The organism is Methylovirgula sp. 4M-Z18 (genome assembly GCF_037890675.1).
In the GTDB taxonomy this organism is placed as follows: Bacteria; Pseudomonadota; Alphaproteobacteria; order Rhizobiales; family Beijerinckiaceae; genus 4M-Z18.
On sequence record NZ_CP149574.1, the window covers coordinates 4,063,300 to 4,077,420 of the forward strand.

Below are 14,121 nucleotides of genomic sequence, written 5' to 3' on the forward strand. Positions count from 1 at the left end.
GCAGGCATCGAGAGCAGGGACAGACAATCCAACTAAGAACATTGCGGGATGGAGAGAGGCCGATGACGACGGTTGCGGTTCTGGGTACAGGGGTCGTTGGCTCCTCCTGGGCTCTCGTCTTTGCGCGCCGGGGCTACGAAGTCAACGTCTTCGACATCTCCGACGATGCTCTTGCCGCGACAACAACATTCGTCCGACAAGCGCTTGTCGACCTAGAGAAGGAAGACCTGGCCGGATCGGACGGCATCGACGACGTAATGTCGCGGCTTCATACGACTACAGACCTGGCCGAGGCGGTCGCGAATGTCGACTATATCCAGGAGAGCCTGCCGGAACGCGTTGAGATAAAGCGATCTTTCTACAAAACGCTGGACGACCTCGTCTCACCCTCAACAGTGGTTGGAAGTTCCACATCCGGACTGCCTGCTTCCTCGTTCACTGAAGGTCTTCGCCACGCACCACGGTGTCTGGTCGTCCACCCGATTAATCCGCCTCATCTCATTCCATTGGTCGAGATAATTCCAGCGCCATGGACTGCGGCTGCCACGGTCGAGCGCGCGGTGGAACTGATGCGAAATGTGGGCCAATCTCCGGTCACGCTGACCCGGGAGATTAACGGCTTTCTGGTCAATCGTCTCCAGAGCGCGGTTCTTGGAGAGGCGTTTCGCCTCGTCGAGGACGGCATCTGCGACGTCGATGCCGTCGACAAGGCGATAAAGGACGGTTTGGGCCTGCGTTGGTTCTTCATGGGGCCGTTTGAGACGATCGATCTCAATGCGAGCCAAGGCGTCACAGAATATTGCCGCAACCTTGGTCCGATGTACGAGGGTCTTGCGAGGGAACAATCCGATCCCCGCCCTTGGTCCCCTCAACTCGTTGCGAAGATCGATGCGGCAATGCGATCGGTCACGCCGAGCAAGATGCTGGTGCAGAAGCGCGCCTGGCGTGACCGCTGCCTGGCTTCCTTCGTGTCGATGAAGAAACGTGTCCTTGCGGCACAAGGAGATTGAACGCGTAGAAACGCGCGTCGATGGAGGAGAGGCCGCTCGACCGCATGGGAGGAAGATCAGCATGGAAATGCATTATTTCGAAGCGCTGGATCCGCGCTTCAGCAAGTTCATCATTCCAGTCTGTCAGCTGGAGCGCCTTTACAGCGGCACACGCTGGGCCGAAGGTCCCGTCTATTTCGCAGACGGCCGGTTCCTGGTTTTTAGTGACATCCCAAACAATCGCATGCTCAAGTGGGACGAACAAAGCGGCCACGTCGACATATTCCGGTATCCGTCCAACTTCTCGAATGGAAACACCCGTGATCGTGAAGGACGGCTGGTATCATGCGAGCATGGGGCACGGCGCGTCACCCGGACCGAATACGACGGCCGCATAACTGTTCTGGCGGATAATTACCGAGGAAAGCGGCTCAACTCACCCAACGATGTCGTCGTGACATCCGACGGCGCCGTGTGGTTCACCGATCCGTTGTACGGGATCCTGACCGATTACGAAGGCAATAAGGGCGAGAGTGAAACGGGAACCCGGAACGTCTATCGCCTGGATCCAGCGAACGACGAATTGACAGTAGTCGTGGACGACTTCGACATGCCGAATGGTCTGGCGTTTTCGGCTGACGAGAAGACCCTTTATATCGCCGACAGCGGCCGGTCCCATGGCCACGACAAGCCACATCACGTCCGGAAGTTCTCGGTGAGCGGGCCTGGAAAGCTGACCTCTCATGGGATTCTGGCCGAGATCGACCCTGGCATTCCAGACGGCATCCGGCTGGATATCGATGAGAATGTTTGGGTGGCCGCCGGCGATGGCGTTCATTGCTATGCGCCGACAGGCGAATTGCTGGGCAAGATCTTGGTCCCGGAGCCGGTAGCAAACATCTGTTTCGGCGGCCCGAAGCTCAATCGACTGTTCATTGCGGGAAGCAGCAGCCTCTACGCCATCTATCTGAACACACGAGCAGTTCGTTCAAAGTAACTATCTCGGCTCGTCATACAGCAAGAGGAATTTGACGATGAAGTATCGCACTCTGGGCAGGACTGGCCTCAAGGTTTCGGTGCTGAGCATGGGCACCTTCACATTCGGCGGGGAAGGAATGTTCTCAGCCGCAGGCAACCACGGAGTGGAGGAAGCGCACAAACTCGTTGGAATCTGCCTCGACGCAGGCATCAACCTGTTCGACACATCAAACATGTATTCGACGGGCCGCTCGGAGGAGATCCTTGCCGAAGCTCTTGGCGCTCGGCGCCAGGACATCCTGATTTCATCGAAGGCCCGCATGCGCATTGGGGACGGCCCCAATGACGAGGGCGTATCGCGGTACCATTTGATCAGGGAATGTGAGAAGAGCCTGAGGCGGCTCAGGACCGATGTCATCGACATCTATTACATGCACGAATGGGATGGCCTGACGCCAGTGGACGAGATGCTTCATGCCTTGGATACGCTGGTGAGCCACGGAAAGATTCGCTACATCGGCTGCTCCAACTATACCGGTTGGCAGATCATGAAGGCGCTCGGTATCAGCGATAGGCTCGGATATCAGCGCTTCGCTACTCAGCAGATTCACTACACCCTCGAAGCGCGCGAAGCCGAATACGAGCTGCTGCCGATTTCGGTGGATCAAGGCTTGGGTGTGCTCGTCTGGAGCCCGCTCGCCGGCGGCCTGCTGACCGGTGCACATCGCCGCGGCCAGCCGACATCACCAGGGTCGAGGCAGGCCAAGGGCTGGACAGAGCCGCCAATCCGCGACGTGGAGCGGCTCTGGCGTATTGTCGACGAACTCGTGGCAATCGCCGAGAGCCGCGGTGCCACCGCCGCGCGGGTCGCGCTCGCATGGCTGCTGGATCGCCCGGCGATCACGTCACTGGTCGTTGGTGGGCTGACCGAAGCGCACTTCCTGGACAACATCTCGGCTGTGGAGCTGGAGCTTACTGTGGATGAGAAGCAGCGTCTCGACGGCGTGAGTGCCATTCCCTCCATCTATCCGTACTGGCATCAGTTCAACTTTGCACGGGATCGATTCAGCGAGGCCGATTGGGCGCTGCAGCGCAACTACCTAAAGTGGGACACGCACTGAAACGACAGGAACGTTAGTCGAGGGGTACAGAACGTTTTCCACGTGTCCTGCAAGGATAGCTTAGTGGCAGGCTTCGCGTTAGGTGATTGCGTTCGTATAGCAGCAACGACATTCCCGATTGTGAGAAACAGGCGGTTACACAAGTCCGCAGGGCTGCGCTGCATGCTTGCAACTCCACGTTTATTCCAACTCCGGTATCAAAACGCAGTGAAATTGCACCAAATGTTGACCCTGTCGCTAGAGCACGCGGCGATTAAGCTGAATCGAAGAGGGATTCCCAAATCATGCTTCTTCTGATTCAACCTTGTGGCCGGAGGAGGTCAACAGGGATGGCAGGAGCTTATTCTCAGGATTTGCGTGATCGGGTGATCGACGCGGTTGTGGTTGGGGGCATGAGCCGCCGCGGTGCGGCGGAGCGATTTGGGGTCAGCGAGGCATCGGCCATCAAGTGGGTCGAGCGCTTTGAGCGAAGCGGCTCACGGACGGCGGCGAAAATGGGGGGCTACAAGCGCGTGAAGCTGGCGCCGCACCGGGCGTTTCTCGAAGGTTTGCGCGCCGAGAAATCCGACATCACGCTGCAGGCGCTTTGCGATCGACTGTTGGCCGAACGCGGTGTCGCCGCCGACACGTCGCTGATGAGCCGGTTTTTCCGCCGCCTCGGCGTCACGATCAAAAAAAGACGCTCGTCGCCCGCGAGCAAGACCGCCCGGACGTGAAGCGCCATCGGCTGCGCTGGCGCAGCCATCAGCAGCGCATCGATCCCGCGCGGCTCGTCTTCATCGACGAAACCTGGACCAAAACCAACATGACCCGCCGCTATGGCTGGGCACCGCGGGGCCAACGGCTCGTGGCAAAGGTGCCGCATGGGCACTGGAAGACGGCGACCTTTCTGGCCGCCTTGCGCAATGACCGCGTTGAGGCGCCATGCCTGTTCAACGGACCCATCAACGGCGAGCGTTTTCTCGCCTATGTCGAACAATTCCTGGTTCCGACCCTCAAACCCAACGATATCGTTGTGCTCGACAATCTGGGATCGCACAAAGGCAAGGCGGTGCGAGCGGCCGTGCGCGCCGCTGGGGCCCGCCTCGTCTTTCTGCCCAAATACTCCCCCGATCTCAACCCGATCGAGCAAGTCTTCGCAAAGCTGAAAACGCTCGTGCGAAAAGCCGCGCCCCGCTCGTTCGATGCCATCGCCAACGCTCTGGCAACAGCCTTGACCGCCTTCTCTTCGCAAGAATGCGCCAATTATCTCAGAAACTCAGGATACGCATCTACCTAAATGCAGAACGCTCTAATCTGTAAATAAGCACCTAAGCGCGACGCCAGCCGAGGGCTGTGCAAGCTCTTAGTATACCGGATGAAACGCTTCACCACGCGGGGGTTGCGATCGGCGTCGACCCCGACACAGCCGAATCCAGATTCTTCGATCGTTCTTAATGGGTTATATTGAGCTGATGCGGGGTCATGCTTTGATGCTTACTCACACCTGATTTGCATCTGCGACGCTAAGTGCTTGATTTTGCTGGAATGAAATATAACGCAAAACCAAAGGACCCCAACAAACTATTGATTTTGCTGAGGTCTTCTATTCAAACTGGTTGCGCGGGCAGGATTTGAACCTGCGGCCTTCAGGTTATGAGCCTGATGTCCAGTTCTCATTTTTATCCCGCGCGGTGCGCCACTTCGGTTCCCATCTGCGAACGTTTGGACCGTTTCCGTCATCTGAACATTTGGCACAATGGCGGCGAGATCTAGCGGAATGCCGGCGTCATTTCGGGGTTGAAGTTAAGCGAGTGCGCTATTCTCGGGGATGAGCGAGCCTTTGAACTCGATGGTCGTGAAAGCCAAATTTGTCTCGCCGATATTAGTGAGGTCGTGAACAATCGCCTCGTCGTCAGCGAAGGCGAAAACCCTGCAATCTCCGGGCTTGTACTCGGTGTCCACGGCGTTGCCGTCGGAATACATCGAGCGAGAGCACCCCGAAGTAAGAGCGATCCAGCAGTAGTCAAGCTCGTGCCTGTGGAAGCCGAAGCGTTCACCGGGCGCGAGATTGATGTGCCAGATTTTCACGAGATCGGATTCAGACACGAGAGTCTGGCCCACGCGCCTATTCGCGTTCGCGATTTCTTCCCGCAGAGTCTTCGATACTTCAATATCAAGTTCACTCATCGGTGCCATCCTGATTTTCCCGTCATGTCGTGGGTATGACGCCGCCATCGATACTGATCACATCCCCGCTGATGAATTCGGCGAGATCGGAAGCTAAATATAGAACAGCCATTGCTACGTCTCGGGGGGTGCCCAGACGCCCGGCCGGCAGTTTTGATTCAACCAAAAACGCGTCGACGGCTCCTTCGATTGTTGTGCCGTAGTAGTCGGCAAGCGCGTGTAAAAAACCTCCTGGACGGTCCCACAATTCAGTCCGAATATGCGCCGGCGCGATTACGTTTGATCTGACGCCCTTCGGAGTGAACTCGCGGGCAAGTGCTTTCGAGAGAAGTGTAATGGCTGCTTTCGAAGTACTATAGTCGGGCAGAAGGGGATGTGGCATTCGCCCAGCCTCAGAGCCGCAGTGGATCAAGACGCCTTTTTTCTGGGCGATCATGGTGGGGAGCACTGCGCGTGCCATCCGGATATAGCCGCCCAGATTAATGTTCATCGTCTCGGCCCAATCGTCATCGGATACATCAAGAAAACCGCCGCGCGTCGGGCAAATAGCTGCATTATTGAACAGCACGTCGATCCGTCCAAATGCTTCCAACGTAGCTCTCGCCACGGCATCCCCCGCTCCTTTTTGCCTTAAATCAACGTCGCAGGTCACCCAGTGATCGAGCGCCCCTAAATCGGCCAGAGCCGACATATCGCGGCTGACGCCGACGACCCGTGCTCCTTCCGCTAAGAACATTTTGGTTGTTTCCAGGCCAATCCCTGAACTCGCACCCGTGACAATCACAACCTTGTTCTTCAGGTTCAACTCCATGTCTGCATCCTCCCCGCGTTTTGCACGCCTGTCTGGCTGGAGTTCCACAGACCTTGAGATGTTCGTCAAGCTCGATATTGCGCATCCGAGAATTCACGCTCGCTTGTCATCAAAGGAGGCGCAGCCGTGTCGTGCGAGAGACAACCGAAACGGCGATCACGATGATAAAGCCCTTAACGATGCTTTGAACATAGGTGTCCATCCCCATCAGATTCAAACCATTGTTCATGATGCCAATCAGTAACGCCCCGAAGAACGTGCCCATCACGGTCGCCGTACCGGGCCGGAGCATGGTCATTCCGATAAACACCGCCGCAAGCCCGTCGAGCAAATAGGTATCGCCTCCGTTTGGCTGTCCGGATCCAAGGCGTGCGGAGAGGATAACGCCAGAAATCGCGGCGAAAAGCGAACTTAACGCCAGCCCGAAGACACGGTAAGAACGTACCTTAATGCCGGAAAGCTCCGCGGCGCGAGCGTTGCCGCCGACCGCGTAGAGATAGCGGCCGAAGGTCGTACGCTCCATAACAAACCAAGATCCCGCCACGATGATCAGCATGAACAAGGCCGGATAAGGAAGGAAGCCACCGATCTTGCCCTGACCGACGAAGAGATACTCCGAGGGAATCCCGCCATAGATCGCGCGGCCGCCCGAAATCATGAAGTTTATACCCCACAAGATCGAGCCAGCGGCCAACGTGGCAATCAAGGACGGAACACCGACTCCAACCACGAGAGTGGAGTTGATCAATCCGACCAAAAGCCCCGCTCCGAGTGCCGCCAGGATCGCGATCGGGATCGGCACGCCGCTCACCATTAGCAGCGGCGCAAGCAGGCCCCCCAAACCGACAACGTAGCCCACGGAAAGGTCCATTTCCTTGGCCGCAAAACCGAAGGTCAGACCGACGGCGACAATCGTCAGCATGGAAATCTGCTGAAGGATGTTAACCAGATTCGTTCCGGTAAAAAATCGATCTGTGCCGAGAGCAAAACCCAAGAACAGCAGCACAAGCACCGCTAGTGTACTGAATTTTTGCGTAATCGAGCCAAGACGCATGCCTTTAGATACTCCAATCGAACGGCTGGCTGTCGTTGTTGTCATCGCGTCGCTCCTGCGATTGCATTGATGAAGACGGTTTCGCTGAAGTCTTTGCGCGAAATTTGGTCGGCCTCGCGCCCACCTCTAAACGCGACGACACGATCCGCCACGTGAGCGATTTCAAGAAGATCACTGGATGCAAGGACGACTGCGGCTCCTTGCTCCGCGAGAGACACGATGAGGTCGTGAATCTCCCGTTTCGCCCCGATATCAACACCTTCTGTCGGTTCGACGAAGATAAATAGCTTGTATTTCCCTTCGGCGGCAAACTGCCACTTTGCGACGGACACTTTCTGCTTATTGCCCCCGCTGAGCTCAATGATCTTGGTCTCGGCGCTCGCGGTCTTGATGTTGAGGCGCTTGATCAAACGCAGCGTTTCGCTTCGTTCCCGGCCACCTTGAATTAGGCCAAAGGGCTTCACGCATGTTTCCTGAACACCGGCCATTGACATGTTTTCTCGGACCGTCCAGTCGCCAATCATCGCATTGATCATGCGATGATCAGGGACGAGCGCCGCTCCATGCCGCTTCATGTCCCGAACATCGGCTCTTCCGACGTCGCGCCCCTGGAAGAAATAGCTTCCCCCGTGAGCCAATCGCGGTTCAAAAAGGGATTGTGCGAATTCAAAATGACCTGAACCGGTCAGGCCGATCAGACCAAGAATTTCGCCGGCTTGCACCGACAGTTCCGCGACAGAAAAACGATCTCCGCTCCAGTTCCGAACATTAATAACGACTTCCGACGCGCCAAGAGGCCTTCTTTCTTTCGAAGCTTCGGCAACGAAATAAGGATCCCGGCTGGCAAACCGTTCGCGGTTGAGCATGAGATCGACGAGTTGCCGCTCGCTGACGTCGTGTTGCAGATTGTTGAGATGACTCACCTTACGGCCGTCTTGCAGCACGGTTATTTCATCACATAGATCGATTACTTCCTTCAAGAAATGGCTGATCAATATAACGGCTATGCCACTGCGCGAAAGTTGGCGGATCAATATCCAGAGACTTTCCTTCTCTTTAGCCGGCAGAGTCGCCGTTGGTTCATCCAGGATGAGAACCTTCGGTTTTGAGTGCAGCGCTCTCAGGATCTCAACTATCTTCTGGTCTGCATATGGAAGATCGGCGACCTTTCGTTCAAGTTTGATTTCGGTATCAGGAAACCATTTTTCGGCGAGCGCCCTCGCCTGCCGCTGAACTTCTCGCCGATTAATTAAGAAGCGACCACGGACCGGCTCGGAGCCAAGACAAATATTCTCGGCCGCGCTAAGGTGCGGCACTAGGCTTCCTTCTTGGGATACCAAAGAGACGCCGTGTGCCACGGCCGCCGCTGGATTCTCAAAAACGATAGCTTGGTCGGCCATTCTCAATGCGCCAGTCGTCGGTTTAACGGCGCCGCTGAGGATACTGACGAGCGTTGTTTTCCCGGCGCCGTTCTCGCCGACGATGCCATGGACCCTGCCCTCAACGACTTCAAGAGAAACGCCATCGAGCGCGCGCGTACCAGGCCATTGCTTTGTGATGTTTTCAAGCACGATCGACATGTCACACCTAAATTTGAGGCGGGCGGGAAACCCGCCCGCCTGCCAAAACTACTTACAGTTGTCCTGAGTGAAGAGGGTGGCTCCGTAATAGACAATGTTCTTGCCGTTGGTCACAGCTTGCGGATCCTCGCCATCGATCTTTACCCGCTTGGCATACGAAGCTAGATCCGCCCCCCATTTCTCGAAGAGCTGACGGCCGGTCGCGATGAACATCGAATCCTTCGCACAAATCGCTTGAATGGCCTCAGGATGACCATCCATGCCGGATACCGGGACATGCAAACCCGCGCCCTTCAGAGCTGTGATCGCGGCCTGCGCCGGCTCATCCCAGGGTGTCCAAACCGCATCGATCTTGTCGCCGAACCGTGTCGCGAAATCTTGGACCGCATTCGTGGTCTCCTGATAGAAATTTGCGACATTGAAGTTGTATTCACCGATGACCTTGACGTCCGGATATTCCTTGAGGATTGCCCGGAGCGTATCGGTGCGCTCCCGAACAGGCTTGATCTTGTCAGTCGTGATAATAATCAGATTGCCTTTGCCGTTGATCTTGTTGATCAGGCTCAGCGAAACCTCGGCAGACATCTGCCAGTTGTTGGTCGTGATATCCGCCGTCGACCCGTCGATCCAGCCTGAGTCGACCGAATAGACCGGGATCTTCGCCGCCTTCGCGCCCTTCAAGGCATTGCTTGACGCACGCAGATCAGCATAGGTCACGTAAATGACATCCACCCCGCGATTGACCGCGTCCTCTATATTGTTGGCGACCTTTTCCGCGGTCCCGCCCGAGTCTAGATAGGTGACTTCCCAGTCAGTGATCTTATTGTCGGCGAGGTACTTCTTGAAGCCGTCCTCTGTGCGTTGCTCGGCTTGAAAAGCGGCATTGCCCTGTACCCAGCCGATCTTCACAGTTTTCGCCACAACGGGTGAGGCCGCCCACAACGTAATCGCCATTGCCGCACTTAGTTTCAAGATTGTCGACATTCTGTTTCCTCCCACTTTTGTCGTCAGATTGATAGAAAGCCGCCGTCGATATTGAGATCGACACCGGTGCAGTAGCTCGCTGCATCACTTGATAGGAACACCGCCGGCCAACCGACTTCATGCGGTTGCCCCATCCGTTTCATCGGCGTCATATCGACGAACTTACGGACGTTCTCGGCAACTTCCGGCCGACAGTTCATGGGTGTTGTCATGAAGCCGGGGCTAAGGCAGTTCACGCGCACGCCGCGCCCGGACCATTCGGCCGCAAGGCTCTTCGTCAGACGGATCACGGCCGCCTTTGTCGCGTCATAATGTGCTTGTTCCAGGCCGGGAACGGCCGTCGAGCCGCAGATCGATGCCATGTTGAGGATAGAGCCGCGGCCGCGCGCCAGCATTCGGCGACCCTCGACCTGACAGGACCAGAAGAGCCCGTTGAGGTTGATATCCATCATGCGCAAGAACTGGGACCGCGGCATTGCCTCGGCCGGACTGACATTGGCAATACCGGCGCTGTTGACCGCGATGTCGATCTCGCCGGCGCCGCGCTCGGCGCGGTCGAAGGCGGCTTCGATCGAAGCGGGTTCCGTGACGTCGCCATCGAGCACCAGCGCTTTCCGCCCCACTGCAACAATAGCTGCAGACGTCTCGGCTTGGCCAAGCACGCCCGCAAGATCGAAGCAAGCGACGTCGGCACCAGCCTCCGCGAGCGCGATGGCGATCGCCTGTCCGAGGCCGCTGCCGGCGCCGGTAACGAAGGCAAGCTTGCCGCTGAGATCAAACCTCTTCACGTGCTCCTCCCGAAACGTGCTGGATTTTGATAGACTGATTGCCCCTTGCGATTGAGGTCGTTGCCATGAATTCACTCTTCAGCCACACTGAAGAAGGCTTAGAGAATGGCCCGGATGGTACCGCCTTCCGCCCGCATGGCCATGCCGTTAAGGTGCGCGCTTGCAGCAAGATGCACGACGCTGCGAGCCACCTCTTCTGGCTCGATCATGCGTCTGATGAGCGAGGTTGGCTCCGTTTCGTCGAAGTACTCGGAGACGACTGCTTCGCGGCTTGTGCCCTTTTCATCGGCAATTTCCTGATGGTAGCGCCGGACGGCTTCGGTATTGGTCGGACCGGGAAGGATGGTGTTGACGCGTACCCGTGTACCCTTGGTCAACTCGGCAAGGGAACGTGACAGGCCGAGCAGGCATGTCTTCATCGCCCCGTAATGCGCCATCCAAGGCTGCGGCTTGACCGCGCTTTCGCTGCTGATGAAGATTATGCTGCCCTCGCCGCGCACCAACATATCCTTCAGCGCCAGCCGCGACATGCGCACACCGGTCATCACGTTCACATCGAAGTAGCGGAACCAGTGTTCATCCGTCGTTTCAAAAAAGTCGCGGACTTCGAAGATGCCGACATTGTTGATTAGGATATCGACAGGGCGATGCGCCAACGCGAATTCATAGAGCCGCTGGGCCTCGCCCTTAGCGGTGAGGTCGCCGGCAAGCCCGCGGCATCCGTTGCCAAGCGCAGCGATTGCCTCCTCGACTTCCCCGGCGCTGATACCGCTCACAGTCAAGTCTGCGCCTTCCGCGAGAAAGACGGAGGCGATGGCGCGCCCTATTCCTGTGGCTCCGCCCGTTACGAGCACGTGCTTGCCAGCGAGACCATAGTCCATCGAAAAATCTCCATGCGTTGTCGTTCGGTGCAGCCAGGACGCACCGTCGAAATGAAGGTGATGTGAAACTCGATCAGGCGGCGCCGGGCAGCCTCGGGTATTCGCTCCTGCAATGCTCCGCGCTACGGCTGAGGCGTTTGACGCGTTGAAGGAGAAAATTGATGAATTCGACCGTGCGCAAAGGCAGCCGATGCCTGGATTCCGACAGGAGATGGATGATCTCGGGATCGCGCTCGAAATCCCGCAAGACTGCTACCAGTGTCCCGTCTTCGAGTTCCCGCGCGACGTCCCAAGACGAGACGCGGATAAGCCCCTGCCTCGCTTTTGCCAGATCAATCAGCGCCTGCCTGTCGGAAACGAGGCGGTTGCCCCTTACTCGGACGATCGTCGCCTCGCCATCTATCTCGAAAGCCCACTTGTCGGCGGCGGCCTTGCCATCGAGGTAGACAAGGCAGTTATGCGCGGCAAGGTCTGCAGGCATCTCCGGCATGCCCGCCCTGGCGAGGTAGTCGGGCGACGCGCAAACGACCATCGGATTCTCGCCAAGCTTGCGGGTGGTTAGCGCGCTGTCGGGGACAGGCCCAAAGCGGATCACGATATCACAATCGTCATCAACGATATTGACGTCGTCGTCACCGAGAATGAGGCGAAAGCCGATTTCCGGGTGGGCCGCACCAAACTCGTTGGTCAGCGGGATCAGGTACTTCCGGCCGAATTCCGATGGCGCCGCGATCGTCACCGTACCGTTCGGATTCTTCCTGCGGGCTCGCATCGTCTTGTCGAGCCGTTCGAAATCATCCAGAATGCCCTGCGAGGTTTCGAAGAGATACCGCCCCTCCTCCGTCAGACAGAGCGACCGCGTCGTTCGCTTCAGCAGCGATACCCCGAAATGACATTCCAACGCCTTGAGACGACCGCTCATCGTTGCGGGCGACAAACCAAGTTTGGAAGCGGCAAGTGAAAAACTGTTCGACTTAACGATCTCGGAGAACACGCGCAGGTCTTGGATGCTGTTCATCGACCCGCCTCCTCGGCTGGCTTGTACTGCCCGAGCCGCGGCATGGCCTCAACAAGACCTGAGACGAAGACGTCGACGCGGGCTCGAATGATGGGTTCAAGGTCGTCCGGTATCTTGTTCCGGTAGATATACTTGCGCACACCCATGTAGAAGAAGCTGGAGTGGAAGCCCCAGACGATCTCCAGTGCCATCTCCTCAGCCTCCGCACCAGACGGGACGGCAACACCGGCCTCCGCCGCAACCTCGGAGTAGATCAGCGGAAAAGTCGTTTCATGCAGCAGGCCCAGATATTTCTTGGTGATCTGCGGGTCCTCCAACGCCGAGGCGACGAAAATACGTATCCAGCGCTCGTCCAGAATGGCCTCCGTGTAGGCCTTCAGATAGCGGACGAGGCGTTCACGGATCGACAGCGAACGATTGGCAAGGAGCTCGTTCCAGTTCGGGTCCCAGCGCTTCAGGTAGACTTCGTCATAAATCTTCTGCACCAGGTCGTCACGGTTCTTGAAATAGCGATAGAGCAGTGGCTGCGACACGCCGAGCGCGTCAGCAAGCTCCCGCGTGGTGAACCGCAAACCACGCTGCGCTACGAAATCGATCGCAAACTCGAGGATCTGCTGTTCGCGGTCGGCCGCATCGAGATATTTTCGCTCTGGTTTTGCCATGACCCACCGTTCTGACACCCGGTGAATGTCAGCCCTCGTCCTCTTGAAAATCAGACTAGGCTCCGACCCGAATAGGGGTCGAGCCCCCCCTTCTGCTCTCCCTGAGCTAACATGAAAAGTAGCACCAACTCGAAAAATGATCAAGTGATAATTTATCAAATGATCATTTCTCGGTCAGATCGCCCGCGCGAGAAAATCCAGAAACCTGCGGATTCTCTGAGGAACATGGGTCTGGGCCGAATATATCGCCGAAATCGGTTCGAACTCTCCCGCATCCCACTTTTCGAGCAGCCGGATAAGCCGGCCCTCGGCAAGATCGCGGCCAACGTGAAACTCCGAAAGGCGCGCGATGCCAGCGCCGGCAAGCGCAAAGAGCCGCATGGATTCCCCGTTGTTGACGAGCAACCGGCCAACGATATCGGCGTGAACTGATGCTCCATCCGACGGGTCCTTGAATTGCCAGGTATTGAGATGCGGCCGCGCGCCAAAAGTCAGACAGGCGTGCTGACGCAGGTCTTCCGGACGCATCGGTTCACCGAAGCGTGCCAGATAATCCGGCGACGCGACGATGTGCCGGGGCGAATCCAGCAAGCGCCGGGACCGCAGCGACGAATCGCGCAGGAGGCCCGTGCGGATCGCGATATCCGTTTTCTCCACAATCAGGTCGACTGGCTCATCACTGAACTCCAGATCGATCCGCATGCCCGGATTTTCGTCGAGAAACCGGACGATGAGCGGTGAAAGGACATGCATGCCGAACGGCAAGTTTGTACTGACCTTCAAAAGCCCGCCGACGGCCTCGGCTTTCCGAGCAATTTTCGCTTCGGCTTCGGCGATCTCCTGCACGATGGCACGGGAGGTATCATAAAATTCGGTGCCCTCGGAGGTCAGGCGAAAGCTGCGGGTCGAGCGCACGACGAGTTGGACGCCGAGCCGCTTTTCAAGCCGCGTCACCAACTTGCTCACCGCAGACGGTGACATCGAGAAGGCGCGCGCTGCGGCCGAGAAACTGCCGGCATCGACAAGCGTCACGAAGACTTCCATTTCCAAGGCGCGGTTTTGCATCTCGGCCACCATCGTGAACTT

The 14,121-nt window shown here is 57.4% G+C and carries 14 protein-coding genes and 1 tRNA gene; 4 read left to right on the forward strand and 11 right to left on the reverse strand.

Going from position 1 to position 14,121, the window contains the following annotated elements; genetic code table 11:
* Positions 1-62: 62 nt before the first annotated feature.
* The 4 genes from V9T28_RS18710 (at position 63) to V9T28_RS18725 (ending at position 4,367) form a co-directional block, all read left to right on the forward strand.
* Positions 63-1,010: a 3-hydroxyacyl-CoA dehydrogenase gene (locus V9T28_RS18710; protein ID WP_116402293.1), complete on the forward strand. Its 948-nt coding sequence runs from the start codon at positions 63-65 to the stop codon at positions 1,008-1,010.
* Positions 1,011-1,071: 61 nt separating this feature from the next.
* Positions 1,072-1,986 (forward strand): SMP-30/gluconolactonase/LRE family protein, encoded by a 915-nt coding sequence (locus V9T28_RS18715; RefSeq protein WP_445242136.1) that lies wholly within the window; start codon positions 1,072-1,074, stop codon positions 1,984-1,986.
* A gap of 37 nt (positions 1,987-2,023) precedes the next feature.
* Complete coding sequence (locus V9T28_RS18720) at positions 2,024-3,088, forward strand: aldo/keto reductase (RefSeq protein ID WP_116402295.1); 1,065 nt, start codon at positions 2,024-2,026, stop codon at positions 3,086-3,088.
* Between the two features lie 329 nt (positions 3,089-3,417).
* Positions 3,418-4,367, forward strand: a protein-coding gene (locus V9T28_RS18725) for an IS630 family transposase (protein WP_116402296.1) whose coding sequence is annotated in 2 segments (ribosomal slippage) — positions 3,418-3,759 and positions 3,762-4,367 — 948 coding nt in all. Because the reading frame shifts where the segments join, the coding sequence is not laid out codon by codon here.
* A gap of 316 nt (positions 4,368-4,683) precedes the next feature.
* Here the strand turns inward: V9T28_RS18725 and V9T28_RS18730 are convergent.
* From V9T28_RS18730 to V9T28_RS18780, 11 genes are all read right to left on the reverse strand, one after another.
* Positions 4,684-4,761 (reverse strand) — tRNA-OTHER (locus tag V9T28_RS18730).
* A 112-nt stretch (positions 4,762-4,873) separates the two neighbouring features.
* The gene (locus V9T28_RS18735; RefSeq protein WP_245424270.1) at positions 4,874-5,257 is read right to left on the reverse strand and encodes a hypothetical protein; all 384 of its coding nucleotides are present in this window, start codon (positions 5,255-5,257) and stop codon (positions 4,874-4,876) included.
* Positions 5,258-5,279: 22 nt separating this feature from the next.
* Positions 5,280-6,068, reverse strand: a complete 789-nt coding sequence (locus tag V9T28_RS18740; RefSeq protein WP_116402815.1) for an SDR family NAD(P)-dependent oxidoreductase — start codon at positions 6,066-6,068, stop codon at positions 5,280-5,282.
* A 109-nt stretch (positions 6,069-6,177) separates the two neighbouring features.
* Positions 6,178-7,167: an ABC transporter permease gene (locus V9T28_RS18745; protein ID WP_116402814.1), complete on the reverse strand. Its 990-nt coding sequence runs from the start codon at positions 7,165-7,167 to the stop codon at positions 6,178-6,180.
* Positions 7,164-8,702, reverse strand: a complete 1,539-nt coding sequence (locus tag V9T28_RS18750) for a sugar ABC transporter ATP-binding protein (RefSeq protein WP_116402813.1) — start codon at positions 8,700-8,702, stop codon at positions 7,164-7,166. Before V9T28_RS18750 ends, V9T28_RS18745 begins: the two co-directional genes overlap by 4 nt.
* Before the next feature lie 48 nt (positions 8,703-8,750).
* On the reverse strand, positions 8,751-9,686 hold the full coding sequence (locus tag V9T28_RS18755; protein WP_116402812.1) for a sugar ABC transporter substrate-binding protein: 936 nt from the start codon (positions 9,684-9,686) through the stop codon (positions 8,751-8,753).
* A gap of 23 nt (positions 9,687-9,709) precedes the next feature.
* Positions 9,710-10,474: an SDR family oxidoreductase gene (locus V9T28_RS18760; RefSeq protein ID WP_116402811.1), complete on the reverse strand. Its 765-nt coding sequence runs from the start codon at positions 10,472-10,474 to the stop codon at positions 9,710-9,712.
* Positions 10,475-10,572: 98 nt separating this feature from the next.
* Positions 10,573-11,355, reverse strand: a complete 783-nt coding sequence (locus V9T28_RS18765; protein WP_116402810.1) for an SDR family NAD(P)-dependent oxidoreductase — start codon at positions 11,353-11,355, stop codon at positions 10,573-10,575.
* 73 nt (positions 11,356-11,428) lie between these two features.
* Positions 11,429-12,349, reverse strand: a complete 921-nt coding sequence (locus V9T28_RS18770) for a LysR family transcriptional regulator (protein WP_158554914.1) — start codon at positions 12,347-12,349, stop codon at positions 11,429-11,431.
* Between the two features lie 20 nt (positions 12,350-12,369).
* Entirely contained in the window at positions 12,370-13,035 is a 666-nt protein-coding gene (locus V9T28_RS18775; RefSeq protein WP_116402808.1) for a TetR/AcrR family transcriptional regulator, read from the reverse strand.
* 174 nt (positions 13,036-13,209) lie between these two features.
* The gene (locus tag V9T28_RS18780; RefSeq protein WP_245424268.1) at positions 13,210-14,100 is read right to left on the reverse strand and encodes a LysR family transcriptional regulator; all 891 of its coding nucleotides are present in this window, start codon (positions 14,098-14,100) and stop codon (positions 13,210-13,212) included.
* Positions 14,101-14,121 lie beyond the last annotated feature (21 nt).

Excerpts from the sequence above, each read along its gene's own strand:
- V9T28_RS18740 (WP_116402815.1), bottom strand. The coding sequence starts at position 6,068 with ATGGAGTTGAACCTGAAGAACAAGGTTGTGATTGTCACGGGTGCGAGT.
- V9T28_RS18715 (WP_445242136.1), top strand. The coding sequence starts at position 1,072 with ATGGAAATGCATTATTTCGAAGCGCTGGATCCGCGCTTCAGCAAGTTC.
- V9T28_RS18775 (WP_116402808.1), bottom strand. The coding sequence starts at position 13,035 with ATGGCAAAACCAGAGCGAAAATATCTCGATGCGGCCGACCGCGAACAG.
- V9T28_RS18710 (WP_116402293.1), top strand. The coding sequence starts at position 63 with ATGACGACGGTTGCGGTTCTGGGTACAGGGGTCGTTGGCTCCTCCTGG.
- V9T28_RS18765 (WP_116402810.1), bottom strand. The coding sequence starts at position 11,355 with ATGGACTATGGTCTCGCTGGCAAGCACGTGCTCGTAACGGGCGGAGCC.
- V9T28_RS18780 (WP_245424268.1), bottom strand. The coding sequence starts at position 14,100 with ATGCAAAACCGCGCCTTGGAAATGGAAGTCTTCGTGACGCTTGTCGAT.
- V9T28_RS18720 (WP_116402295.1), top strand. The coding sequence starts at position 2,024 with ATGAAGTATCGCACTCTGGGCAGGACTGGCCTCAAGGTTTCGGTGCTG.
- V9T28_RS18745 (WP_116402814.1), bottom strand. The coding sequence starts at position 7,167 with ATGACAACAACGACAGCCAGCCGTTCGATTGGAGTATCTAAAGGCATG.
- V9T28_RS18755 (WP_116402812.1), bottom strand. The coding sequence starts at position 9,686 with ATGTCGACAATCTTGAAACTAAGTGCGGCAATGGCGATTACGTTGTGG.
- V9T28_RS18750 (WP_116402813.1), bottom strand. The coding sequence starts at position 8,702 with ATGTCGATCGTGCTTGAAAACATCACAAAGCAATGGCCTGGTACGCGC.
- V9T28_RS18735 (WP_245424270.1), bottom strand. The coding sequence starts at position 5,257 with ATGAGTGAACTTGATATTGAAGTATCGAAGACTCTGCGGGAAGAAATC.